Origin of the sequence: Curtobacterium sp. MCBA15_007 (assembly GCF_001864905.1) — a bacterium.
GTDB classification, from domain to species: Bacteria; Actinomycetota; Actinomycetes; order Actinomycetales; family Microbacteriaceae; genus Curtobacterium; species Curtobacterium poinsettiae.
This window is the reverse complement of record NZ_MJGM01000056.1, coordinates 46,973-70,643: the sequence shown is the minus strand read 5'-3', so window position 1 is coordinate 70,643 and position 23,671 is coordinate 46,973. Positions and strand designations below refer to the sequence as shown.

The following is a 23,671-nucleotide window of genomic DNA, read 5'->3' as shown; positions in this document are numbered from 1 at the left end:
CTGCTCGTGAACACACGAACGGCCCGATGTCTGCTGACGTCGGGCCGTTCGTGTCGGTCCGTGCCACGCACTCCGCTCTGGTCGATGCCCGCGAAGCAGGTCGACCGGGTCGGCGGGCGGACGCGTTCGCGGCTCATCGACCCATGTCCACCCACCACCGACGGAGCAGACTCGGACCATGACCGCCGAACCCGACGACCACTTCTTCGTCGTGGACGGCCGACGTTGGCGCCGCACCGACCCCGCCCTGCCCGAGGAACTCGCCGCCGCACTCCGCTCGCACCTGGGGCGCGGCCGCAACGCCGTGAAGACCGCGAAGCGCGCAGGCGACGACGAGGCCCTGGCGGCGGCGCGGCACCGGAACGGCCTGGCCAAGCACGGCCTGGGCGAGCGCGGCCCCGAGTGGTGGAGTCGCCCCGAGGCCGACCGGATCGCCGACGCCGAGCGGGCGCTGGCAGACCTGGACGCCCTCGACAGCGACTGATCCTTCCCATGACGCCCGCGCTGGAAAGCGGAATCGGGCGTACCTGGTCGAAACTTCCGACCAGGTACGCCCGATTCGACCAGGTACGCCCGATCTGACCAGGGCGGCCGCGCGGCTACGCCTCGGTGTGGCCCAGGTCGGGCTCGACGAGCAGGCACGCGGTGCGCGACGCGGCGGCGTGCAGCTCGAGCACGACGAGCTCGTTGCGACCGTGGCGGAGCACCGGGCCCGGGATCGCCAGGGTCCGCTGCGGGCCTCGCGACCAGTACCGACCGAGGCAGAACCCGTTGACCCAGGCGACTCCCTTGCGGAACCCGACGAGCGACAGGTACCGGTCGTCGACGGTGTCGAGGTCGAACGACCCCGCGGCGAACGTCGGCCCCGCGAGCACGTCCCCGCCGGAGGCAGCGACCTCGGCCAGTGCGGTGACGGCTGCCGGCGCGATCGGGTCGAGTGCGAGCGGGGACGCCGTCCAGCGGGCCACCGGGACGCCGTCGATCGAGACGCCCCCGATCAAGCCCTTCGGCTCACCGATGCGGACGCCGTAGTCGACCCGGCCCTGGTCCTCGACGAGGAGTTCGAGCGTGCCGGTCACCGGCGGCAGGGTGATGGCCCGGTCGTGGTGCTCGCGCTCCAGGACCCCGACGACGACACCGTCAGCCGACACGATCGCACGGTCACGCACCTCGGTGCCGACGGTCAGCACCCCTCCGGCGGGCAGGTCGACCTCGGCGCGGTAGACGACGAAGCCGCTCGCGGCTCCGAGGGCGTCGAAGGTCGGCGGCTCGTCGTGCGCGGACCACGTCGTGAGCGTGGGCAGCAGGGAACGGAGCGACGCGACGCGGTCCAGCCGGACGGCGAGGTCCGTGGCGGGGGCGATCCGGGCCTCCAGGCCGTCGCCGGACGCGGCCACGGGACCGAGGCGACCCGACCCACCCGGCTCCATCGCTGCGGGCAGCGGCGGCACGGGCGCGTAGCGCTCGATGACCGAGCGGAACGCGTGGAACTTCGACGTCGGCCGGCCGGCCTCGTCGAGCGGGGCGTCGTAGTCGTACGACGTCGCGATCGGACGGTAGACGCCCTTGTCGTTCGCGCCGTTCGTGAAGCCGAAGTTCGTGCCGCCGTGGAACATGTAGATGTTCACCGAGCCGCCGGCGGCGAGCAGGACGTCCAGGTCCTCGGCACTGGCGGACGCCGGCGTGGTGTGGTGGTGCTCGCCCCAGCTGTCGAACCAGCCGTCCCAGAACTCCGAGCACATCAGGGGGCCGGTGGGCTGGGCCTGCCGCAGGCGCTCGAGCCGGGCGGCGGAGCGGGAGCCGAACGAACCGGTCTTGTGCAGTGAGGGCAGCGAGCCGTCCTCGAGCATGGTGCCCATCGGCTGGTCGACGCTCGTGAAGGGGACGGTCAGCCCGATGTCGCGGTGCATCTGCTCCAGCGCGCGCAGGTACTCGGGGTCGGAGCCGTAGGCGCCGTACTCGTTCTCGACCTGCACCAGGACGATGGGCCCGCCCTGGTCGATCTGCCGCGGGACCAGCACGGGGGCCAGGTGCTGCAGGTACGTCTCGATCGCTGCGAGGAACCCGGGCTCGTTTCGGCGGACCCCCACGGAGCCGTCGGCGAAGAGCCAGTACGGCAGCCCGCCGTTGGTCCACTCGGCGCAGATGTAGGGGCCGGGGCGGACGATGGCGTGCATGCCCTCGGCCGCGACGAGGTCGAGGAAGCGGCCGAGGTCCAGGCCTCCGGACAGGTCGAACTCCCCCGGCGACGGCGCGTGCGCGTTCCACGCCACGTAGGTCTCGATGGTGTTGAGGCCCATCAGCTTGGCCTTGCGGATCCGGTCGGCCCACAGGTCGGGGTGCACGCGGAAGTAGTGGATCGCGCCGGACAGGACCCGGTGCGGCTCGCCGTCGAGCAGGAAGTCGGTGTCGCCGATGGCGAAGCGCATGGTGTGACCTTCTCATGGCCGGCCGGAGCCGGGCGTGGAGCGGGGCCGTGCGGACGTGTCCGCACGGCCCCGCGGGGATACCGGGAACTACTTGGTCGAGACCGTGAAGCCCTGGTCCTTGCCGTACTTGGCGAGGGCCTTCTGCCAGGCCTGCAGTCCGGCGTCGAGCGAGGTGCCGTTCTCGTACGCCTGGCCGACGGTGTCGGCGTAGACGCTGTTCGCGTACACCTGGTACGGCAGGTACGTGAAGTCGTTGTCCGAGGACTTCGACGCGTCGACGAGCACCTTGTTGATCTGCTGGCCGCCGAAGTAGGACGGCTTCTCGTCGAGGAAGGCCGACGAGTCCAGGTCAGCGGTGGTCGACGGGAAGCCGCCGGACTCCATGAAGACCTTCGTGGACTCCTTCGAGGAGTTCAGCCACTTGAGGAAGCCCGCGGCGAGTGCCGGGTTCTTCGACTGCTTCATGACGACCTCGGCGCTGCCGCCGTTGTTCGCGGTCTGGGCGGTGCCACCGTCGTAGGTCGGCATCGGGGCGACACGCCAGTCACCCGAGGCCTGGGCGACGCCGGACTCCAGGTTGCCGGGCATCCAGGCGCCGGTGATCAGCGTGGCGATCTCGCCGTTGCCGAGCTGCTTGTACCAGTCGTCGGTCCAACCGACCGTCTTCGACAGCAGGCCCTGCTCGACGAGCTCGTTCCAGGTGCTCGTCCACTTCTTCGAGCCCGCGTCCTGCAGGTTGATGGTCACCTTGTCACCGTCGGTGGTGAAGGGGGTGCCACCGGCCTGGGCGATCATGCTCGTGGTGAAGCCGGCGTCGCCGGAGTCCGCGGCGATGTACGCCTTCGGGTCGGCCTGGTGCAGCTTCTTGGCCGCGGTGACGTACTCGTCCCACGTCTTCGGCACGGCGATGTCGTGCTTGTCGAAGACCTTCTTGTTGTAGAACAGCGCCATGGGGCCGGAGTCCTGCGGCAGGCCGTAGACCTTGCCGTCGATCGACACCGAGCTCCAGGTGCTCTTCGCGAAGTCCTTCTCGAGCGAGTCGAAGCCGTAGCTCGACAGGTCGAGGAGCGACTCGGACAGGGCGAACTGCGGCAGGGCGTAGTACTCGACCTGGGCGACGTCGGGGGCACCCGAGCCGGCCTTGATCGTGTTCTGCAGCTTGGTGTACTGGTCGGCGCCGGTGCCGGCGTTGACGAGCTTGACCTTCACCTTCGGGTACTGCTTCTCGAACGCGGCGACCTGGGCCTTCGCCGACGGGGTCCACGACCAGTAGGTCAGGGTGCCACCGTCTTTCAGGGCCTTGTCGATGTCGTCGGCCGAACCGCCGGAGCCGGAGCTGCCGGAGGCGCACGCGGCGAGGGCGATCGCGGCGGTGACGCCGATGGCGAGGGCGCTGAGCCCGCGCCGGAGACGCTTGTTCATGGGAGTGCCTTTCACTTCTTCGTGGAGGGGGTGGTGCTGCTGTGTGCCGGACCGGGCGGCGCGTGGCGGGGTCGCCGTGCGCCTGGTGTCCGAGGGGTCAGGCCTTGACCGACCCGGCTGCGAGGCCGGACTGCCAGAAGCGCTGGAGGAAGAGGAACGCGACCACGATCGGGATGATCGTGAGGAGCGATCCCGTGACGACGAGGTTGTAGATCGGCTGCGCGCCGGACCCGGTGGCCTGCGCGTTCCACTGGTTCAGGCCGACCGTCAGTGGGTACCACTTCGGGTCGCTCAGCATGATGAGCGGCAGGAAGTAGTTGTTCCAGGTGGCGACGACCGCGAACAGCAGGACCGTGACGACACCGGGAGCGAGCAGGCGGAGCGCGATGGTGAAGAAGATCCGGAACTCGCCGGCACCGTCCATGCGGGCGGCCTCGAGCAGTTCGGCGGGGATCGCGTCGACCGCGTAGGTCCAGATCAGGTACATGCCGAACGGGCTGATCAGCGAGGGCAGGATGATCGACCACGGGGTGTTCGTCAGGCCGACCTGCGAGAAGAGCAGGAAGGTCGGGACGGCCAGTGCCGTGCCGGGGACCGCGATGGCGCCGAGGACGACGGCGAAGACCGCACGGCGCCCCGGGAACTGGAACTTCGCCATGCCGTAGCCCGCCACCGTGGCGAGCAGGGTGGCCCCGCCGGCGCCGACGACCACGTAGAGCAGCGTGTTGCCGAACCACTGCAGGAAGATGCCGTCGTTGTACGTCACCGTGTCGACGATGTTCTGCCAGAGGTTGAAGTCCCCGCCGAACCACAGACCGAAGGTGGAGAGCAGCGACGACTGCGTCTTCGTGCTGTTCACGAGCAGGTAGAACAGCGGCGCGAACGAGTACACGACGAAGACGACCATGACCGCGGTCAGCAGGCCGGACCGCTTCGGCTTGCGTCCGCCTTCCGCGGTGCGGAGCTGCCGGGAGGCGCGGATCGAGCGGGTGCGCGGCGCACGTTGCGTCGTGGTCGCCTCGGTCACCGTGGCCGCTGCGGGCCCGGCGGGGTGCTGGATGGTGCTCATCGGTTCTCCTCGCGGGTGCCGCGGACCTGGACGACGTAGGCGATCACCGCGGTGATCACGCCCATCACGATCGCGACCGTGGCGGAGTAGTTGAACTGCTGGCCGCTGAAGGACAGCGAGTAGGCGTACATGTTCGGGGTGAAGGCGCTGCCGATGACGTTCGGGGCGAGCGTCTTGAGCAGGTTCGGCTCGTTGAAGAGCTGGAAGCTGCCGATGATCGAGAAGATCGTGGCGATGACCATCGGGCCGCGGAGCGCCGGGAGCTTGATCGAGAGGACCGTGCGCATCGGGCCGGCGCCGTCGAGCTCCGCCGCCTCGTACAGCTCACCGGGGACGGTGCGGAGTGCGGCGTAGAAGATCAGCATGTTGTAGCCGAGGAACTCCCACGTGACCACGTTGCCGATCGACGTCAGGACCCAGCTCGGGCTGAACGGCTGCAGCAGGTCGATGCCGAGCGCGTCGTTCGCGGCACCGGTCAGACCGAACTGGTTGCCGTAGATGAAGCCCCAGATCAGGGCTGCGACGACACCGGGGACCGCGTAGGGCAGGAACACCGCGATGCGGAAGAAGCTCGTCCCCCACAGTCGGGCGCTGTCGAGGGCCAGGGCGGCGACGAGCGCGAGGCCGAGCATGATCGGCACCTGGACGACCAGGAAGACCGCGACCCGACCGAACCCGGACCAGAACTTGGCGTCCTGGAAGAGCTGCACGTAGTTGGCGAACCAGACGAACTGGTTGCCGCCGATGAGCTGGTCGCGGAACAGGCTGAGCCAGAGCGCGTACCCGATCGGCACGATGAGCATCAGGACCAGGACGACGACGAACGGGCCGACGAACAGCCATCCGGTGAACCGTCCCCGCGGCTTGGGGCGGCGGCCGGCGGGGCGCTCGGCGGTGGGGCGCGGTGCTGCCTCACCGGGGCGCGCTGCGAGCGTGCTCATGTGACTCCTTCGTCTGCTGCGTTCGGGTGGTCGATGTCGGCGGCTCGGCCCGGGCCGGATCAGGGTGTCCGGGCGGTCACCGATGTTGACGTCAACATCGAACGTCGCGACGATAGCATGGCAACGTCAACATGCGCTAGCGTCCGGGGGAGGCCGACCGTTCGGCCCCTCGATCCGGAAGGAGCGCCAGCGTGACGATGGAGTCCCCCGCCGGCACCCGCCGCGCCCCCTCGATGGCCGCCGTCGCCGACGCCGCGGGGGTCTCGATGCAGACCGTCTCGCGGGTCGCCCGCGGCTTCGACAACGTCAGCCCGGAGACCCGCGACCGCGTCCAGCGCGCGATGGAGTCCCTCGGCTACCGGCCGAACCGTGCCGCCCGCGCCCTGCGCTCGGGCCGCTTCCGGACCATCGGCGTGATCATGTTCACGCTCGCGTCCTTCGGCAACATGCGCACGCTCGAGGCGATCGCCGACGCCGCCGGGGTCGCCGACTTCACGATCACCCTGCTGCCCATGGCCTCGCGCACCGAGGCGGGCGTCCGGTCCGCCTTCTCACGCCTGCACGAACAGGCCGTCGACGGCGTCGTGATCATCATCGAGTCGCACATCATCGACACCGCCGAGGTCGTGCTGCCCGACGGCGTCCCCATGGTGATCGTCGACTCCACGGGCAGCACGGACCACCCCGCGATCGACACCGACCAGGCCGACGGCGCCCGGCAGGCCACGCAGCACCTGCTCGACCTGGGCCACGAGACCGTCTGGCACGTCGCCGGTCCGGATTCGTCGTACTCGGCGGCCCGTCGCCTCGCCGCATGGCAGGACACCCTGTCGCGCGCCGGTCGGCCCGTCCCCCCGGTGTTCCGCGGCGGCTGGACGACCGAGCACGGGTACGAGGCCGGGCTCGAGATCGCCGCACGGCCGGAGATCACCGCGGTGTTCGCCGCGAACGACCAGACCGCCCTCGGGGTCCTGCGCGCCGCACACGAGTCCGGCCGCCCGGTGCCGTCGTCGCTCAGCGTGGTGGGGTTCGACGACTCCCCCGAGTCCGACTCGTTCTGGCCGCCGCTGACCACCGTGCACCAGTCCTTCGACGAGGTCGGCCGCCGAGCGGTCGCCACGCTGCTCGCCCAGATCGACGGCGAGCGGGTCAGCGTCGCGTCGGACCTGGTGCCGGTGCGGCTCGTCGAGCGCGCGAGCACGGCGGCACCGCCGGCGCGCTGACGCGGCGCGCTCGTGCCGAGACTCGGCCTCGCGGACAGGCTGCGCCATCCGCGTGCCGCGCTCTGTCCGCTCAGACGAGACTCGGTCGCGGCCCGCCGCGCGCCGCAACGAGCAGAGGACGTCGGGCGCGAGCGCCCGACGTCCTCTGTGCTCACTCGACGCCCGCCGTGGCGTGCGCCGAGGCGTCTTGTCAGCCGATCGAGACGGCGGTCCAGGAGACCGGCGGGAGCTCGATCGTGACGGTGTCGCCCTCGCGGCGGACCGACTCGTTCGTGCGCAGCCCCACGCGCGAGGTGTTCTCCAGGTCGTTCACGGCGTGCAGGTCGTCGTCCCAGACACCCTCGGCGTGGACGTCGCCCGTCGCACCGATGCCTGCGAGGTCGATCGTCACCGTGGTCGGCTCGGACGGGTGGCGGTTCACCAGGAAGACCGCGGCCTTGCCGTCCTCGGTCACGGTGGCGGCGGAGTCCACGACCGGGACCTCGCCGTGCTTGCCACCGTCGACGGTGTCGCCGGAGGCCTTGACCTGCAGCGACGTCCCCTGTGCCAGGCGCGAGGTGACCGAGAACGGGAAGAACGTCGTCTGGCGCCAGGCCGGGCCGCCGGGCTCGGTCATGATCGGGCCGATCACGTTGACGAGCTGGGCGAGCGAGGCCGAGGCGACGCGGTCCGCGTGGCGGAGCAGCGAGATGAGCAGGCCACCCACGACGACGGCATCGGCGACGGTGTAGACGTCCTCGAGCAGACGCGGGGCGACGGGCCACTCGTCGAGCGTGAAGGTCTTGGCCTTGGCCTCCCACTTCTTGATCGACCAGACGTTCCACTCGTCGAACGAGATGTCGATGCGCTTGTCGGACTTCTTCTGCGCCTGGACGTGGTCGGCGGCCGTGGTGACCGTCTTGATGAAGTGGTCCATGTTGACGCCCGAGGCGAGGAACGACGGCAGGTCGTCGTCCTCCTCGTAGTAGGCGTGCGCGGAGATGTAGTCGACGTCGTCGTAGGTGTGCTCGAGGACGGTGCGCTCCCACTCGCCGAACGTCGGCATCGACGCCCCGGAGGAACCGCAGGCGACGAGCTCGAGGTCGGGCTGGATCTGTCGCATGGCCTTGGCGGTCATGGCGGCGAGCTTGCCGTAGTCGTCGGCGTTCTTGTGGCCGAGCTGCCACGGGCCGTCCATCTCGTTGCCGAGGCACCACATCGTGATGGCGAAGGGTTCCTGGCGACCGTTGGAACGACGGTAATCGGACAGTGCGGTGCCGGCGTCGATGTTGGCGTACTCGAGGAGCTCGATCGCCTCCTGCGTGCCGCGGGTACCGAGGTTCACGGCGAGCATGAGCTCGGAGCCGACCCGGTCGAGCCAGTGCTGGAACTCGTGCAGGCCGACCTCGTTCGTCTCGGTCGAGTGCCAGGCGAGGTCGAGACGGCGGGGGCGCTGCTCGACGGGGCCGACGCCGTCCTCCCACTTGTAGCCGGAGACGAAGTTGCCACCGGGGTAGCGGATGGCGGAGACGCCGAGTTCCTTGACGAGTTCGACGACGTCCCCTCGGAAGCCGTGCTCGTCGGCGGTCTCGTGGGCGGGCTCGTGGATGCCGTCGTAGACGTGGCGGCCGAGGTGCTCGACGAACCCGCCGAACAGGCGACGTCGCACCGGCCCCACGGTGAACGCGGCGTCGAGGACGAGGTGTGTGCGGGGCATGGATCTCCTTCGATCGTGGCAGTGCGGTTCGTGCGGGGAGCGGTGGGGGCGCGTACGGGAACCGAAGCGGGCCGTCACGAAAGTGAGCGCTCACCTGACGGAAACGCTACCGGGTTCCACGCCGTCGCGAAAGGGGTGGCGGATGACAGGGGCGAGCGCTAATGTGAGCGCTCACGGAGCACCGGAAGGTCGTTCCGTGTCCGGAGCAGCAGTGCTCCGGGTCCGGAGCAGCGATGCTCCGGCGGGAGCACCGACCCTGTTCCCGAGCCCGGCCCATCCCGATGGAGTGATGCCATGCCGATCCCACCCGCAACACCTGCGTCGCGCCTCTCGCGGCGGGGCTTCCTCGCCGCCGGTGCAGCGGCCGCGACGGTCCTGCCGCTCGCCGCCTGCTCCAGTCCCCTCGCCGCCGGTCTCGCCGGCAGTGCCCTCAACCCCGAGACCCTCGTCTTCTGGAACCTGTTCGGCGGCGGTGACGGCGTCCGCATGCAGGACATGGAAGCCGGCTACGCCAAGCAGCACGGCGGATCGAGCGCGCTGCAGGCCACCACGTTCGCGTGGGGCAACCCGTACTACTCGAAGGTCACACTCGCCACCGTCGGGAACAAGCCGCCGGACGTCGCGATCTCCCACCTGACCCGGGCGAAGCCCCTGTGGGACGGTGACCTGCTCGATCCCATCACCTCCGAGGACCTCGCCGGCGTCGGTATGAGCGCCGCCGACTTCAACCAGAAGGCCTGGACGGCGCAGAAGACCGACGGCAAGAACATCTGCGTGCCGCTCGACACCCACCCCTTCGTGCTGTTCTACAACGTCGACGTGTGCCGGAAGGCCGGCCTGCTCGACAGCGACGACAACCTCAAGGACCTGACGGGGATCGACGCCTTCGAGAAGGCCCTAGCGGCAGTCTCGAAGGTCACCGGCGGCACGGCGCTCAACGTCGCGAACGTCAGTGAGGTCGCGACCCCGTGGCGCTTCTTCTGGACGATGTACAACCAGATCGAGGGTGCGACGCCGTTCATCAGCGACGGCGGCTCCAAGCTCACCGTCAACGAGGACGCCTACACGAAGGTCACCGACATGACCCAGAAGTGGGTCAAGCAGGGCTGGCTCAACAAGGGCCTCGACTACGCCACCGCGCAGACGCTCATGTTCACCGGCAAGGCCGGCTTCTTCATGCAGGGCGAGTGGGAGATCAGCACCGCCCAGTCGATCAAGGGGCTGAAGTTCGGGATGGCTCCGGTCCCGCAGCTCTTCGACAAGCCGGCGACCCAGGCCGACTCGCACACGTTCATCCTGCCGAAGAAGGACCGCACGCCGGAGCAGAAGCAGGCGGCGATGCTGTTCATCAAGCAGATGCTCGAGCAGAGCCTGACCTGGGCACAGGGTGGCCACGTGCCGGCGTACCTGCCGACGTACGACAGCTCGGCCTACAAGAAGCTGACACCGCAGTCGAACTACGCCTCCGCCGCCGAGACCGCGGTGTTCGACGACGCCGCCTGGTACGGCGGCTCCGGGTCCACGTTCGAGAACACCGTGGGCGCCCAGCTGGCCCTCGTACAGCAGGGCAGCAGTTCCCCCGCCGCGGCCATGAGCGCCATCAAGTCCCAGTTGTCGACCTACCTCAACACGCCGAGCCCGCTGTGATCGGGCCTGCGACCACCACGAACGACGTGAACACCCTGCGAAAGGCACGATGACGTGACCACAGCACCTGTCCTCGACCGCCCGACGGACGCGGCGAGCGCGCCGCGACGACTCCGCCCGTACCGCTCCAGCCTGACCCGCGGCCAGGGCCGCAGCGGCTGGCTGTTCCTCGCCCCGTTCGGCCTGTTCTACATCGCCTTCCTGCTCGGCCCGACGGTCTGGATGATCGTCACGAGCTTCTTCAACACCTCGACGGTCCGCACCGGGCTCGGCAGCTTCGCCGGGTTCGCGAACTACGCGGAGATGCTCGGTCGCGACGACTTCTGGTCCTCGCTCTGGCACACACTGCAGTTCACGCTGTACACGACCCCGCCGCTCGTGATCCTGGCGTTCGTGTTCGCCGTGCTGACGAACCGGATGAACCGCGGCCAGTGGTTCTTCCGTCTGGCGTTCTTCCTGCCGTTCATCCTGCCGTCGGCGACGATCTCGCTCATCTGGGTGTTCATCTTCACGCCGAGCACCGGTCTCTTCGCGAGCGTCCAGTCGCTGCTCGGGATGACTCCGGGCGCCGGTGTCCTGGCCAGCCCGAACACGGCGATGATCGGTGTCGCCATCGCCACCGTGTGGTGGACCCTCGGCTTCAACTTCGTGCTCTACCTGGCCGGCCTGCAGGAGATCCCGCGCGAACTGTACGAAGCCGCCGCCGTCGACGGTGCCTCGAACTGGCAGCAGATCAAGTCGATCACGCTCCCCCTGCTCGGCCGCACGACGACCCTCGTCATCCTGCTGCAGATCATCGCGAGCCTGAAGATCTTCGACCAGGTCTACCTGATGACGAACGGCGGACCGGGCATCTCCACCCAGGTCTCGCTGCAGCTCATCACCGGCGTCGGATTCACCGACAACCGGCTCGGTGCCGCGTCGGCTGCGTCGGTCCTCCTGTTCATCGTGATCGTGGCGATCGCGGTCATCCGGCAGCTCGTCGAGCGCGCTGCCGCCAAGCGAGAGATCGGTGCCTGACATGACCGCCACCGAGAGCATCACCACCGGCCGGAAGCTCCGCACCGGGGTCTCGTCCGCCGCTCCCACGAGCGCCGCCAAGATCGGTGTCAGCGGGCGCGGCTTCACGATCGCGTCGGGCATCATCCTGACGATCTTCGCGATCATCTGGCTCATCCCGAGTGTGTTCGCGCTGAAGACGTCGCTGTCCGACAACGGCGTCGCCGCGCTCGGCGCGAACTCGATCCTGTCGACCTGGAACCCGACGCTGCACTCGTACGCGTCACTGTTCCAGGCCGGCGACATCTGGAACTGGTACCTGGCCAGCGGCATCACGAGCGTCGTGACCGCGGTGCTCACCGTGCTGTTCGCCTCGATGGCGGCGTTCGCGCTGTCGCGGCTGGTGTTCCGCGGCCGGAACATCGCGTTCCTGCTCATCATCCTGGGCATCATGATCCCGACCCAGGTCCTGATCATCCCGATCTTCCAGGAGCTCAACGCGGTCGGCCTGCTCAACACGTACTGGTCGGTGATCTTCCCGCAGGTGCCCGCCGTGATCGCGGTGTTCATCTTCAAGCAGTTCTTCGACGGCATCCCGAAGGAGCTCGAAGAGGCTGCGCGCATCGACGGCGCCGGCATCTGGAAGGTCTACTGGTCGGTCATCCTGCCGCTGTCGCGTCCGGTGATCGCAGCGGTGACGATCCTGACCTTCGTCGGGGTGTGGAACAACCTGCTGCTGCCGCTGTTCGTGCTGTCCAACCCGGACCTCATGACGATCCCGGTCGGGCTCGCCACGGTCCAGGGCAGCTTCGGGCAGCGCTACGCCGACATCCAGGCTGGTGCACTCCTGGCGGCGTTGCCGCTGATCATCCTCTACCTGATCTTCCAGCGGCAGATCGTGGAGGGCGTGACGGGCTCGGGCCTCAAGGGCTGACGCGGCCCCACCACGGACGGGAGGCCCGGTGCCAGCTGGCACCGGGCCTCCCGTCCGTCCGTTGGTCGCGCCTCGGGCGCGGCGTGCCTGGCGAGAGCGGGCGTACCTGGCGGGACCGGGCACACCTGCCAGGCAGCGCACGGGTCAGGCGGGGACAGAGACCTTCGTCTCGTGCTTCCAGAACCCGGAGAACGTGATGCGCGACTTCGGCAGACCGGCACGGTGCAGGTGGCGGCGGCCCTCGGTGGCGAGCTTCGACTCCCCCACGACGAACGCGTAGCCCCTGTCGTCGGACGGCACGTGCCGCTGCAGCTCCGCGAGGGCGCCGCTGCCGGGGACCGCGCCCGGCTGCCGGACGATCCACGTCACCTGCAGGCCGGTGGGGGCGTCGAGGTCGCGGATGTCGGCGGCGGTCGGGACCTCTTGGATGATGCGGCCGACGGTGTCGCGCGGCAACGACGCGGCGATGCCGACGATGCCGGGCAGGCCGGTCTCCTCCGCCGCGACGATGACCTCGCTGGTGCCGGCCGGGACGTCGAAGATGCAGCCCTGGTCGAGCATCGCGAGCTCTTCGCCGGGGCGGGCGGAGCAGGCCCAGATCGCGGCACGGCCCTCGAGCTGACCGCGGTGGTCCAGGTGCACGACGAAGTCGATGTCGAGCTCGGCGGTGCCGTCGGCGAGCAGCCGGTACGCGGCGACGGTGTAGTTCGCGCAGTGCGGGCGGATGTCCTCGGGGATGCCGAGGAACGTGGGCCACCACTTCTTGCCGTCCAGGTCGGGCATCCGGAAGGCGTCCTGGTCGGGGCGCCGGACGAACAGGCGGAACCAGTGGTCGAAACCGAGGTAGCCGAACTCGTGCAGGTCGTCGCCGGTGACGGTGACACGCTGCATCGAGGGGGTCACCCGCTGGGTCCGGAGGACACGGGCGCGGAAGAGCCGGGGGTTCGTCGGCAGGAGCCGCGGGGTCTTCGCCATGAGGCAAGGCTAACCTAAGATGACTTCCGTGCCAGCCCCCAATCCCGTTCTGGCTTCCGGTCCGGAGGCCCCCGAACCCGTCGTGTCCAGCGCCCGGGACGGCGACGCGTCCCGTGCCCTCGGTGTGCACCGGACCGCGATGCGACGACGGACCGCGGTCATCATCGGCCTCGTCGTCGCCCTGGTCCTCGTCGCCGTGGCGAGCATGCTGCTCGGCAGCAACCGCATCGGCGTCGCCGAGGTGTGGGCGGGGCTCACGCGCACCGGATCGAGCACCGACGAGGCGATCGTGTGGGGCTCCCGCATCCCGCGCACGCTCATCGGCGCAGCGGTCGGCGCGGCCCTCGGCATCGCCGGACTGCTCATGCAGGGACACACCCGCAACCCTCTCGCCGACCCCGGTCTGTTCGGCGTCTCGTCGGGCGCGGGGCTCGCGGTGGTGCTCGGCGTCTACGTGTTCGGGGTGACGAGCACGAGCGCGACCGTCTGGTTCGCACTGGTCGGGGCCCTGGTCGCCAGCGTCGTCGTCTTCTCGGTGACGATCGCCGGCAGCGGCACGGCCAGCCCGGTGCCGCTCGCCCTCGCCGGCGCCGCGGTCTCGGCGCTGCTCGCCGCCCTGACCTCGTTCGTCGTGCTGACCGACCAGGCGTCGCTCGACGCGTACCGGCTCTGGGTCGTCGGGTCGCTCGCCGCACGCCAGCTCGACATCCTCGGGGCGGTGTGGCCGTTCCTGGCCGCCGGACTCGTGCTCGCGGTGCTGAACGTCCGCGCCCTCGACGCCCTCGGGCTCGGGTCGGAGCTGGCGAAGGGCCTGGGCGAGAACGTGCTCGTCGCCCGGCTGGTCGGCCTGGGCGGGATCACGCTGCTCGCCGCCGGGGCGACCGCGGCGGCCGGCCCGATCGGCTTCGTCGGCCTGACGGTCCCGCACGTCGCCCGCGCGCTCGTCGGCACCGGACACCGCTGGACGCTGCCGGTGTCCGGTCTGGTCGGCGCCGCCCTCGTGCTGGTCGCCGACGTCATCGGTCGCCTGATCGGCGGGTTCTCCGAGGTCGAGGTCGGCATCGTGCTCGCCGTCATCGGGGGTCCGGTGTTCGTCGCCGTGGCCCGCCGCCGATCGCTGGTGTCGCTGTGAGCGGGGCAGCGGTGCGCAGCAGCGGGAGGACGCCCGGCAGCACAACCGGCATGCCCGGCAGTACACCCGGTGCGCCGGGCACGAACGGCCCCGCGGCCCGCACCCCCGGCCGTGGCGGCATCCGCATCGGCCCCGTCGGCCTCGCCTGGCGCCCCCGGGTGTTCTGGTACACCGTCGCGTCGCTCGCCACCGTCCTGGTGCTCATCGTCCTCGGCACCGCGGTCGGCTCGACGTGGATCGCGCCCGGGATCGTCATCCGGTCGCTGCTCGGGCTGGAGACCGGTCCCGACGCCTTCATCATCACCACCCTGCGCCTGCCCCGCGTGCTGACCGGCGCACTCGTCGGCCTGACCCTCGGGGTCGCCGGGGCACTGACCCAGACCTTCACGCGGAACCCCCTCGGCACCCCGGACATCATCGGCGTCACCGCGGGCGCGAGCGTCGGTGCGGTCGCCGCGATCGTCCTGGGCGGCGGGACGTACTCGGTGTCGTCCCTGGTGCTCGGTGGCGGGATCCCGGTGGCCGCCACGATCGGCGCCCTGGTCGCAGCGGTCCTGGTCTACGGCCTGGGTTGGCGCGGTGGCGTGCAGAGCTACCGGCTCGTGCTGGTCGGCATCGGCGTGAGCGCGACCCTCGACGCCGTGACCAGCTACCTGCTCGTCCGGGCGAAGATCACGGTCGCGACCGCGGCCTCGCAGTGGCTGGTCGGCAGCCTGTCGAGCACCTCGTGGGAGAGCGTCTGGCCGCTGCTCCTGGTGGCCGTGGTCGCGGTGCCGATCGCACTCGCGACGAGTGCGGCACTCGGCATCGGGCAGCTCGGCGACGAGGTCGCGACCGGCGTCGGACTCGGCGTCCAGCGGCACCGGCTGCTCGTCATCGCGCTCGCGGTCGTGCTGACCGCCGCCGCCGTGGCCGCCGCGGGACCGGTGGGCTTCGTCGCGTTCGTCGTGCCGCAGGTCGGGCTCCGGCTCGCCGGCACGAACCGGCCGCCGCTGCTGCTCGCCGGTGCGCTGGGAGCCGTGCTCGTGCTCGCCGCCGACCTGCTGTCCCGTTCCGCGTTCCCGTGGCAGGTGCCGGTCGGCATCATCACCACCGTGATCGGGGCGCCGTACCTGATCTGGCTCCTCGTCCGTCACCGCAAGGAGATGTCCCGATGACAACAGCGCACGACCGCGACCACCAGCACGAGCACGAGCACGACAGCGTGCTCGAAGCCCAGGGCCTGTCCGTCGGCTACGACCGCCAGCCGGTCCTGCGCGACCTGCACCTGCACATCGAGCGCGGCACCGTCACGACGTTCCTCGGCGCGAACGGCTGCGGCAAGTCGACCCTGCTCAAGGCGTTCGGCCGCGTGCTCAAGCCGCAGGCCGGCGAGGTCCTGCTCGACGGCGCCCCGATCCGCAAGGAGCCGAACCGACAGGTCGCCCGCAAGCTCGCGATCCTGCCGCAGTCCCCCGTCGCCCCGGCCGGCACCAGCGTGCTCGACCTGGTGATGCGCGGCCGGAACCCGCACCAGTCGTGGGCGAAGCCGTGGACCGCCGAGGACGCCGCCGTCGCCGAGGACGCGATCGCCGCCACCGGCCTGACCGAGGTCGCGCACCGCGACGTCACGAGCCTGTCCGGCGGACAGCGCCAGCGCGCCTGGATCGCCATGGTCGTCGCGCAGCAGGCCGAGACGCTCCTGCTCGACGAGCCGACGACCTACCTCGACCTCGCGCACCAGCTCGAGGTCCTGCGGCTCGTCCGACGGCTGAACCGCGAGCAGGGGTCGACGATCGTGATGGTGCTGCACGACCTGTCGCTGGCGGCGCGGTACTCGGACCGGCTCGTGGTGCTGCACGACGGCGGGGTCGTGGCCGACGGCACACCGCACGAGGTCCTCACCCCGGCACTGCTCGAGCACGCGTTCGGCCTGCACGCCCGGGTGTTCCCCGACCCCGTGACCGGTGCGCCGATGATCGTGCCCGAAGCGGACGAGCACGACCCGATCCCGAGCGCCGGAACCGAGCACACCGTCACACGCACGAAAACCGAAGACGTGCTGGCGAGTGCCGCAAAGTTAGGTTAGCCTCTCCTAATGTGAAGACCTCCCGACGTGGCCACCTGCGCGCCGCCCTCCTGACCTCCGTGACCGTCTCGGCACTCCTCCTGACCGGCTGCTCGAGCACCGGCAACTCGAACGACTCCGACTCCGACGGCGGCACCGCCGCGTCGAAGGCGTGGTCGTACCAGGACGCCACCGGCGCGACCGTCAAGGTCGACCACACGCCGAAGCGCGTCGTCGTGCTGAACGACATCGCCCTGTCGTTCATCGAGTACGGCCTGAAGCCCGTCGGCACCTTCGGGCAGCTGACGATGGCGAAGGACGCCCGGTTCAAGGGCCTCGACACCGACGGCATCACCCAGCTCGGCACCGCCTACGGCGACATCGACCTGGAGCAGCTCGCCGCGCTGAAGCCCGACCTCGTCGTGACCTCGGTCTACCCGACCGACGCGAAGGGCACGCTCGACACCACGCAGCCCGGCTACGGCTTCAAGGACAAGGCGCAGGAGAAGCAGATCAAGGCGATCGCGCCGGTCGCCGAGGTGAAGTGGGGCGGCAAGGGCGAGGACGTCATCGAGGAGATCGCGAAGCTCTCCGAGTCGCTCGGCGCGAAGGAGTCGACGGTCGACGCCGCCGAGAAGCGCTTCGACACCGCCGCCGACGAGCTCGAGAAGGTCTCGAAGGACACGGACCTGTCGGTCGTCTCGATGTACGCCGACGGTGACGGCGCGTACGTCACCCGCCCGACCGACGAGCCGTCGCTGCAGATGTACGCGTCGTACGGGGTCGACTTCGTCAACCCGAAGCCGAAGGGCTTCTACTGGGGCATCTACTCGTGGGAGAACGCCGGTCAGATCACCGGTGACGTGCTGCTGCTGTCGCAGCAGGGCTACCAGGTCGCCGACCTCGAGAAGCAGCCGACCTTCGCCGACAACGCCGCGCTCAAGGCCGGCCAGGTCCACAGCTGGACGTTCCCGGCCCTCGACTACACGTCGCAGGCCGACTACATGACCAAGCTCGCGGGCTGGCTCGAGGACAGCAAGAAGCTGTCGTAGGACGCAACCGAGAACCGGCCTGGAGGCGCGGTGCCAGCTGGCACCGCGCCTCCAGGCCGTTCGTGGCTGCGTTCCGGGCCGTCAGCCGACCGGCAGCGCCGCGTTCACCGCCGTCTGCGCGTCGCGCCAGACGGCCGCACGCGACCCGGCGTAGGTACCGCCCTGGCCGTTGGAGAACGACCGCAGGTTGTGCTTCGCGCCGTCCGTGTTGCCCTGCCAGTAGACGGTGACGGCACGCGAGGTCCCGCCCACCAACCACACCTGGTCGGCCGCGTCCGTGGTGCCGGTCTTGCCGAACAGTGTCGCGCCGTCGGGGGTCTGCCCACCGCTCGCCGTCCCGCCGCGGAAGGCGCCCTGCATGACGTCGAACGCGGTGGCCGCGGTCTGCCGGGACACCGCCTGCGTGCACGAGCGGGGCTGTCCGCCGAGCTCCTCACCGTCGGGCGCGACGACCTGGTCGATCACCACGGGTGCGCAGAACCGCCCGCCGTTCGCGATGCCGGCGTAGGCCGAGGCCATCGTGAGCGGGGCGATGCTCTCGGTGCCGAGCAACGACCCCGGGTTCCACGGCAGTTCGCCGCCGCTCGCCAGGTGCACGCCCAGCCGCTCGGCCACGTCGCGGATGTCGCACAGGTCGAGCTGCTCGGCCATCGACTGGTACGCGGCGTTGACGGACTGCGCCGTCGCCGACCGGACCGAGTACGGACCACGCTGCCCGGCTGAGTCGTTCTTCGGCTGCCAGAACGCCGAGGCGGGTTCCCCGCACGCGGTCCACTCGCTGTGCGGGTGCGGCGTGCCGTCCACGACGGTGTCCGGGCTGCGGCCGGCCTCGATCCACGCGAGCAGGGTGAACATCTTGTAGGTCGACCCGGTCTGGAAGCCGGTGGAGCTGCCGTCCGCCTCGTCGGTGGCGTAGTTCAGCGAGGTCGCGGTGCGGGGCGCGTCGGACGAGCGGTCGTGGTCGGTGTTCTGTGCCATCGTCAGCACGCGGCCCGTCCCTGCCTCGACCGTGTTGAACGTGGCCCCGAGTGCCAGCCGGGTCTCGGTCTTCGGGTCATACCGGTCGAGCAGCTGCTTCTGCGCCGCGTTCAGGTCGAGGTCGAGCGTGGTCTGGATCCGGTACCCGCCGGTGCGCCAGGCGTCCGCCCGCTGCTGCTTCGTCGCGCCGAGCTGCGGGAGCCGCTGAGCGATGGTCTCCGCGTGGTCACAGAAGAACGCGGCGCCCACCTCGACCGCCTCGCACCCCTGGTGCGGTGCCGTCAGGTGCACGGAATCGGCGACACGGGACAGCCGAGCCGTGCGGTACTCCTCGGCCGACAGGTGCCCCTGCTCGTGCATCGACCGCAGGATCACGTTCCGCCGGGCGGCGTTGTCGCGGTGGTGGTCCGGCGTCGACAGGTCCCGTCGTTCCGGCCACTGCACGATCGCGATGAGCGACGCCGCCTCGGCCGGGGTCAGGTCGCTCGCCGACTTGCCGTAGTAGTGCTGCGCCGCCGACTGCACGCCGTAGGTCTGGTCGCCGAAGTAGGCGATGTTCAGGTACGCCGCCAGGATCTGCCGCTTCGTGTACTGCTTCGCCAGGCTGATCGCGAGCTTCATCTCGGCGAGCTTGCGCTGCGGCGTCCGCCGGGTCGCCTCCTCGTACCCGGCCTCGCGCTCCTCGGCCGTGGGCAGTTCGCTGGCCTGCTGGATCTTGATGTTCCGCACGAGCTGCATCGTCAGGGTCGAACCACCCGACCCGCCCTCGGTCCCGGACGTGGCGACGCTCACGAGCGACCGGACAACGGACGTCGCGTCGACGCCGCCGGTCTCGTAGAACCGCTTGTCCTCGCCGTCCACCGCGGCGTGCTCCAGGTGGTCGCTGATCTGCTCGAGCGTGAGCTCCTGGCGGTCCTGGTCCCACACGTTCGCCAGGTGCACCGGCTCGCCGCCGCGGTACGCCCAGATCTGGTTGCGCTGCGGGAGCTGCCCGATCTCGATGTCCTCCGGCAACGACTCGAACACCCCGATCGCCGAGGTCGTGCCGACGCCGGCGACCGCGATCACCGGCGTCACCCCGACGCTCACCAGCAACCCGGCGAGCACGCTGCCACCCACGAAGCCGAGCGCGGCTCCCCCTGCACGTCGCATCGTCATGTCGTTCCCCCTCGTCCGCGCCACCGTCGGCGCGGTCCCGAGAGGCTCGCAGTCCTGCTCGGGTGGCCGCCGGGACTTCCCCGCGGAACACCGTCGTGTCCGCTGGGAAAGTGCCGGGGTCGGTCGCCGCTCGGCGCTCGCCGCCCGTGCGGAGCATGATCGGCGCATGGAGTACTCGACGGCGATGCTCACCGAGGAGACGTGGCCCGACTTCGCCGCGCTCGTGACCCGCAGCAATGGCGTGTGGGGCGGGTGCTGGTGCATCGGCTTCCACCCGGACGGCCCGCGCGGCACACCGGACCCCACGGTGTCCCACCAGGAGGCGAAGCACCGGCACGTGCGCAACGGCACGAACCACCAGGTGCTCGTCTACGCCGACGGCTCGGCGGTCGGCTGGTGCCAGTTCGGACGCCCGGCCGAGCTGCCGACGATCCTGAACCCCGGCGCCTACGCACGCGACGCCTCGACCCCGCCGGACTGGCGGATCGGCTGCGTGTTCGTGGAGTCCCGGCACCGCGGCCACGGTGTCGCACGTGCCGCGGTCACCACGGCCCTGGACGAGATCCGCCGGGCGGGCGGCGGGACGGTCGAGGCCTACCCGGAGCAGACGGTCGAGCGGAAACCGCAGCGCGGGGCGTACCTGCACACCGGACCGGAAGAACTGTTCACGCAGTTCGGGTTCGTGCGCGACCGCCGCATCGCGAAGTGGCGGTGGGTGATGCGCGCCACCGTGTGACCGATCGTCCCTGCTCGCTCCGCACCACCGGCCGCGCACGCGTACCCTGGGTGCCGTGACACGCACCGCTCCGGTACGACCGCACCGCCTCGCCCTGATCGGCGCCGCCGTGGCCCTGGTGATCGGGGTCGGACTGCTCGTCTCCCCCTGGGACGGGCCGGTCATCGTGCTCGCCTGGGCGCTCATCATCGCCGCGGTCGTCCTCGGCGCCATCACGCTGTTCTTCGTCCGGGCGCCACGCAGCTAGTCCCCGCCGCCGGGGCACTTGTCCCCTTTTCTCCCGACTGTCCGAGCGCGGCAACGGGTCTACGGTCTGTCCCGTGCGGCAACGACGCCGCACGATGACGAATCGAGCATCATGCAACGACGGATGAAGCGGATCCTCGCGCTCGCCCTGAGCGTCGGAGTCGTGGGGGCACTGGCTCCGGCGATCTCGGCCCAGGCAGTCGCCACGAGCGACACCCCGGACTTCGGCAGCAACGTGAAGGTCTACGACCCCACGGTGCCGGCGTCGACCATCCAGGCCGACGTCGACGCGGCGTTCACCAGCCAGCTCCGGAGCACGACGGCGCAGTTCGGCACGCAGCGGCACGTCTTCCTGTTCAAGCCCGGCAGCTACGGCCGCATCTGGGCGAACCTCGGCTTCTACACGTCGGTCGCCGGGCTCGGCAAGAACCCCGACGACGTCACGATCAACGGCGCGGTGAACGTCGACTCCGGGTGGAACGCCGGCGACGAGAAGAACGCGACACAGAACTTCTGGCGGTCGGTCGAGAACGTGGCGATCGCGCCCGAGAGCGGAACCGACCGGTGGGCGGTGTCCCAGGCCGCCCCGATGCGCCGGGTCCACGTGAAGGGCAACCTGACGATGGGTCCGTCGAACCAGGATGGTGGACAGGGGTACTCGTCCGGCGGCTACATCGCCGACACGAAGGTGGACGGCACGGTGACCTCGGGGTCCCAGCAGCAGTGGTACACGCGGAACTCGACGATCGGGTCGTGGCAGGGCGGCAACTGGAACATGACCTTCTCAGGGGTCCAGGGCGCCCCGGCGAACGACTTCTCGAAGAGCTACACGACGCTCGCCACCACGCCGACCACACGGGAGAAGCCGTACCTGTACGTGGATTCGTCCAACAAGTACCACGTGTTCGTCCCCTCGCTCAAGCAGAACGCGAGCGGTGTCACGTGGCCGAACACCGCCGGCACCGACCTCCCGATGCGGAACTTCTACGTCGCGCACCCGGGCGACTCGGCCGCCACGATCAACGCCGCACTCGCACAGGGACTGAACCTGTTCTTCACGCCGGGCACGTACGAGCTCGACTCGCCGATCGCCGTCACCAGGGCGGACACCGTCGTGACGGGAATCGGCTTCCCCACCCTCGTCCCCACCAGGGGCAACGCCGTTCTGACGTCGACGGACGTCGCCGGGGTGAACGTGTCGAACCTCGTCGTCGACGCCGGTGCGCAGAACAGCGCACAGCTCGTCCGCCTCGGCAGCGCTGGGTCGCACGTCGACCACGCGGGAGATCCGCAGAGCATCCAGGACGTCTTCTTCCGCGTCGGTTCGAGCGTGCAGGGCAAGGCGACGACCACCCTGCAGGTGAACGCCGACGACACACTGGTCGACCACATCTGGGCCTGGCGAGCCGACCACGGCGGGGCACCGACGGGCTGGAACGTCAACACCGGCGCGACCGGGGTCGAGGTGAACGGCAACGACGTGCTCGCCACCGGGCTCTTCGTCGAGCACTACCAGAAGTACGAAGTGCTCTGGAACGGTGAGAACGGCAGGACGATCTTCTTCCAGAACGAGATGCCGTACGACGTGCCGGACAACGCCTCCTGGCAGAGCCCGACCGGCGCGGGCTACGCGGCCTACAAGGTGGCGTCCTCGGTCACGAAGCACGAGATCTGGGGCGGCGGCGTCTACGCCTTCTTCAACACGAACCCGTCCGTGCACGCCGACCGGGCGTTCGAGGTCCCGCAGACCGCTGGCGTCCGCGCCCACGGGCTCGTCACCGTCTCGCTCGGCGACACGGGCACCATCTCGAGCATCATCAACGGCGTCGGCGGCGCGGTTCCCACACCGGCCGGCAACACCGCACCGAACCGACTCGCGTCGTACAACTGATCGGGGTCTGAGGGAGCGGGTGGTCCTGGCCGGGTGACGGCCGCACACCCCCGCACCAGCACCACCCGCACCGGCGCCGGATACGCTCGGCGCATGACGGACCAGGGGTGGCACGAGGACGTGCTCGGAGCACCGTACGAGCGGCTCGAACTGCCGCTCGGCACCGACTCCGAGGGCCCCGTCGTCGCCACCCTGGTCCGCCGACGGCACACCCCGACGGACCTGCTGCTGCACGGTCGCGGGCCCCTGCACGGGGTCGATGTGCTCTACGTGCACGGCTGGTCGGACTACTTCTTCCAGGTCGAGCTCGCCGAACGCCTGGAGCGGCTCGGCGCCCGGTTCCACGCGCTGGACCTGCGGAAGTACGGTCGGAGTCTGCGTCCGCACCAGACCCCGGGCATGGTCGACGACCTGGCCGTGTACGACGAGGACATCGCCGCAGCGCTCGACGCGATCTCGGCCGAGCACCCCGGCTCGGACCGCCGCAAGCTCGTGCCGATGGGCCACTCCACGGGCGGTCTGACCCTGTCGCTGTGGGCGGCCCGGCACCCGGAGCTCGTGCACGGCCTGGTGTTGAACAGCCCGTGGCTCGAGTTCCAGGCCACCGCGGTGGGGCGGGCCATCGTCGCACCGGTCATCAGGCTCGGCGCGCGCCGGAACCCGCTCGCGCCGATGCCCGCCGTCGACCCCGGCTTCTACACGCGCACCGTCTCGGCCGAGGGCGAGGGGTCGTGGACCTACGAGCAGCAGTGGCGGCCGGAGCGCGGCTTCCCCCTGCACCCCGGGTGGCTCGCCGCGGTCTTCGACGGTCAGGCAGAGGTCGAGAAGGGGCTCGGCATCACGGTCCCGACCCTGGTGATGCTGAGCGACAAGAGCATGCTCCAGCCGCGGTGGGACCCGGGGATGGCGCGGGCCGACGTCGCCCTGAACGTCGACACGGTGGCGCACCGTGCGCTCTCCCTCGGTGACGAGGTCACGGTCCGCCGACTCGCGGGGGCCCTGCACGACGTCGTCCTGTCCGCGCCGGACGTCCGGGAACGGGCGTACGACACCATCGGGCGCTGGGCGAGCACACTCCGGTAGTCCCGCGACGCTC

General features: G+C 70.2%; 20 protein-coding genes. 13 read left to right on the top strand and 7 right to left on the bottom strand.

Features of this window, described 5'->3' with window-relative positions; translation table 11 throughout:
• The first annotated feature begins 178 nt into the window (after positions 1-178).
• On the top strand, positions 179-484 hold the full coding sequence (locus BIU95_RS14145) for a hypothetical protein (protein ID WP_056070334.1): 306 nt from the start codon (positions 179-181) through the stop codon (positions 482-484).
• Between the two features lie 115 nt (positions 485-599).
• Here BIU95_RS14145 and BIU95_RS14140 read toward each other — a convergent pair whose 3' ends face one another.
• The 4 genes from BIU95_RS14140 to BIU95_RS14125 form a co-directional block, all read right to left on the bottom strand.
• Entirely contained in the window at positions 600-2,429 is a 1,830-nt protein-coding gene (locus tag BIU95_RS14140) for a beta-galactosidase family protein (protein WP_071251958.1), read from the bottom strand.
• A gap of 87 nt (positions 2,430-2,516) precedes the next feature.
• Entirely contained in the window at positions 2,517-3,851 is a 1,335-nt protein-coding gene (locus tag BIU95_RS14135; protein ID WP_017888380.1) for a sugar ABC transporter substrate-binding protein, read from the bottom strand.
• Between the two features lie 97 nt (positions 3,852-3,948).
• Positions 3,949-4,758, bottom strand: a complete 810-nt coding sequence (locus BIU95_RS14130; RefSeq protein ID WP_231564118.1) for a carbohydrate ABC transporter permease — start codon at positions 4,756-4,758, stop codon at positions 3,949-3,951.
• A 158-nt stretch (positions 4,759-4,916) separates the two neighbouring features.
• The gene (locus tag BIU95_RS14125) at positions 4,917-5,861 is read right to left on the bottom strand and encodes a carbohydrate ABC transporter permease (protein ID WP_071251957.1); all 945 of its coding nucleotides are present in this window, start codon (positions 5,859-5,861) and stop codon (positions 4,917-4,919) included.
• A gap of 197 nt (positions 5,862-6,058) precedes the next feature.
• Between BIU95_RS14125 and BIU95_RS14120 the strand changes: the two genes are divergently transcribed.
• Positions 6,059-7,084, top strand: a complete 1,026-nt coding sequence (locus BIU95_RS14120) for a LacI family DNA-binding transcriptional regulator (protein ID WP_031260382.1) — start codon at positions 6,059-6,061, stop codon at positions 7,082-7,084.
• A 190-nt stretch (positions 7,085-7,274) separates the two neighbouring features.
• On the opposite strand, the gene BIU95_RS14115 is transcribed toward BIU95_RS14120, so the two are convergent.
• Positions 7,275-8,780: an alpha-N-arabinofuranosidase gene (locus tag BIU95_RS14115; protein WP_017888376.1), complete on the bottom strand. Its 1,506-nt coding sequence runs from the start codon at positions 8,778-8,780 to the stop codon at positions 7,275-7,277.
• Between the two features lie 294 nt (positions 8,781-9,074).
• Between BIU95_RS14115 and BIU95_RS14110 the strand changes: the two genes are divergently transcribed.
• From BIU95_RS14110 to BIU95_RS14100, 3 genes are read left to right on the top strand one after another with little or no spacing between them, the layout of a single operon-like run.
• The gene (locus tag BIU95_RS14110) at positions 9,075-10,427 is read left to right on the top strand and encodes an extracellular solute-binding protein (protein WP_042540360.1); all 1,353 of its coding nucleotides are present in this window, start codon (positions 9,075-9,077) and stop codon (positions 10,425-10,427) included.
• Between the two features lie 54 nt (positions 10,428-10,481).
• Positions 10,482-11,447 carry a carbohydrate ABC transporter permease gene (locus BIU95_RS14105; RefSeq protein ID WP_017888374.1) on the top strand — a complete coding sequence of 322 codons (966 nt, stop codon included), beginning with the start codon at positions 10,482-10,484 and terminating at the stop codon, positions 11,445-11,447.
• A gap of 1 nt (position 11,448) precedes the next feature.
• Positions 11,449-12,360: a carbohydrate ABC transporter permease gene (locus BIU95_RS14100; RefSeq protein ID WP_017888373.1), complete on the top strand. Its 912-nt coding sequence runs from the start codon at positions 11,449-11,451 to the stop codon at positions 12,358-12,360.
• Between the two features lie 144 nt (positions 12,361-12,504).
• On the opposite strand, the gene BIU95_RS14095 is transcribed toward BIU95_RS14100, so the two are convergent.
• Positions 12,505-13,335, bottom strand: a complete 831-nt coding sequence (locus tag BIU95_RS14095) for a siderophore-interacting protein (protein ID WP_071251956.1) — start codon at positions 13,333-13,335, stop codon at positions 12,505-12,507.
• Positions 13,336-13,363: 28 nt separating this feature from the next.
• On the opposite strand from BIU95_RS14095, the gene BIU95_RS14090 reads away from it, so the two are divergent.
• Genes BIU95_RS14090 through BIU95_RS14075 form a run of 4 tightly spaced genes read left to right on the top strand, consistent with a single transcriptional unit; the run spans position 13,364 to position 17,566 of the window.
• Positions 13,364-14,467 carry an iron ABC transporter permease gene (locus BIU95_RS14090; RefSeq protein WP_231564117.1) on the top strand — a complete coding sequence of 368 codons (1,104 nt, stop codon included), beginning with the start codon at positions 13,364-13,366 and terminating at the stop codon, positions 14,465-14,467.
• Positions 14,468-14,517: 50 nt separating this feature from the next.
• A complete protein-coding gene (locus BIU95_RS14085) occupies positions 14,518-15,624 on the top strand; it encodes an iron chelate uptake ABC transporter family permease subunit (protein ID WP_071251955.1) in 1,107 nt (368 codons plus the stop codon).
• A complete protein-coding gene (locus BIU95_RS14080) occupies positions 15,621-16,535 on the top strand; it encodes an ABC transporter ATP-binding protein (protein WP_071251954.1) in 915 nt (304 codons plus the stop codon). Before BIU95_RS14085 ends, BIU95_RS14080 begins: the two co-directional genes overlap by 4 nt.
• A gap of 11 nt (positions 16,536-16,546) precedes the next feature.
• Complete coding sequence (locus BIU95_RS14075) at positions 16,547-17,566, top strand: ABC transporter substrate-binding protein (RefSeq protein WP_017888368.1); 1,020 nt, start codon at positions 16,547-16,549, stop codon at positions 17,564-17,566.
• Between the two features lie 81 nt (positions 17,567-17,647).
• On the opposite strand, the gene BIU95_RS14070 is transcribed toward BIU95_RS14075, so the two are convergent.
• Positions 17,648-19,702 carry a transglycosylase domain-containing protein gene (locus BIU95_RS14070; protein WP_235517581.1) on the bottom strand — a complete coding sequence of 685 codons (2,055 nt, stop codon included), beginning with the start codon at positions 19,700-19,702 and terminating at the stop codon, positions 17,648-17,650.
• 166 nt (positions 19,703-19,868) lie between these two features.
• Between BIU95_RS14070 and BIU95_RS14065 the strand changes: the two genes are divergently transcribed.
• The 4 genes from BIU95_RS14065 to BIU95_RS14050 all read left to right on the top strand — a co-directional run bounded on the left by BIU95_RS14065 (position 19,869) and on the right by BIU95_RS14050 (position 23,658).
• Positions 19,869-20,438, top strand: a complete 570-nt coding sequence (locus BIU95_RS14065) for a GNAT family N-acetyltransferase (protein ID WP_071252042.1) — start codon at positions 19,869-19,871, stop codon at positions 20,436-20,438.
• Positions 20,439-20,493: 55 nt separating this feature from the next.
• Positions 20,494-20,685, top strand: coding sequence for a hypothetical protein (locus BIU95_RS14060; protein WP_071251953.1), 192 nt, complete (start codon positions 20,494-20,496; stop codon positions 20,683-20,685).
• 123 nt (positions 20,686-20,808) lie between these two features.
• Positions 20,809-22,575, top strand: coding sequence for a hypothetical protein (locus tag BIU95_RS14055; protein ID WP_017888364.1), 1,767 nt, complete (start codon positions 20,809-20,811; stop codon positions 22,573-22,575).
• A gap of 93 nt (positions 22,576-22,668) precedes the next feature.
• Positions 22,669-23,658 carry an alpha/beta hydrolase gene (locus BIU95_RS14050; RefSeq protein WP_042540386.1) on the top strand — a complete coding sequence of 330 codons (990 nt, stop codon included), beginning with the start codon at positions 22,669-22,671 and terminating at the stop codon, positions 23,656-23,658.
• Positions 23,659-23,671: the final 13 nt, after the last annotated feature.

Coding starts and splice junctions, on each gene's coding strand:
- BIU95_RS14065 (WP_071252042.1), top strand. CDS start 19,869: ATGGAGTACTCGACGGCGATGCTCACCGAGGAGACGTGGCCCGACTTC.
- BIU95_RS14145 (WP_056070334.1), top strand. CDS start 179: ATGACCGCCGAACCCGACGACCACTTCTTCGTCGTGGACGGCCGACGT.
- BIU95_RS14055 (WP_017888364.1), top strand. CDS start 20,809: ATGAAGCGGATCCTCGCGCTCGCCCTGAGCGTCGGAGTCGTGGGGGCA.
- BIU95_RS14070 (WP_235517581.1), bottom strand. CDS start 19,702: ATGACGATGCGACGTGCAGGGGGAGCCGCGCTCGGCTTCGTGGGTGGC.
- BIU95_RS14130 (WP_231564118.1), bottom strand. CDS start 4,758: ATGGTCGTCTTCGTCGTGTACTCGTTCGCGCCGCTGTTCTACCTGCTC.
- BIU95_RS14140 (WP_071251958.1), bottom strand. CDS start 2,429: ATGCGCTTCGCCATCGGCGACACCGACTTCCTGCTCGACGGCGAGCCG.
- BIU95_RS14095 (WP_071251956.1), bottom strand. CDS start 13,335: ATGGCGAAGACCCCGCGGCTCCTGCCGACGAACCCCCGGCTCTTCCGC.
- BIU95_RS14135 (WP_017888380.1), bottom strand. CDS start 3,851: ATGAACAAGCGTCTCCGGCGCGGGCTCAGCGCCCTCGCCATCGGCGTC.
- BIU95_RS14080 (WP_071251954.1), top strand. CDS start 15,621: ATGACAACAGCGCACGACCGCGACCACCAGCACGAGCACGAGCACGAC.
- BIU95_RS14050 (WP_042540386.1), top strand. CDS start 22,669: ATGACGGACCAGGGGTGGCACGAGGACGTGCTCGGAGCACCGTACGAG.
- BIU95_RS14110 (WP_042540360.1), top strand. CDS start 9,075: ATGCCGATCCCACCCGCAACACCTGCGTCGCGCCTCTCGCGGCGGGGC.
- BIU95_RS14100 (WP_017888373.1), top strand. CDS start 11,449: ATGACCGCCACCGAGAGCATCACCACCGGCCGGAAGCTCCGCACCGGG.
- BIU95_RS14115 (WP_017888376.1), bottom strand. CDS start 8,780: ATGCCCCGCACACACCTCGTCCTCGACGCCGCGTTCACCGTGGGGCCG.
- BIU95_RS14125 (WP_071251957.1), bottom strand. CDS start 5,861: ATGAGCACGCTCGCAGCGCGCCCCGGTGAGGCAGCACCGCGCCCCACC.
- BIU95_RS14120 (WP_031260382.1), top strand. CDS start 6,059: ATGGAGTCCCCCGCCGGCACCCGCCGCGCCCCCTCGATGGCCGCCGTC.
- BIU95_RS14085 (WP_071251955.1), top strand. CDS start 14,518: ATGCCCGGCAGTACACCCGGTGCGCCGGGCACGAACGGCCCCGCGGCC.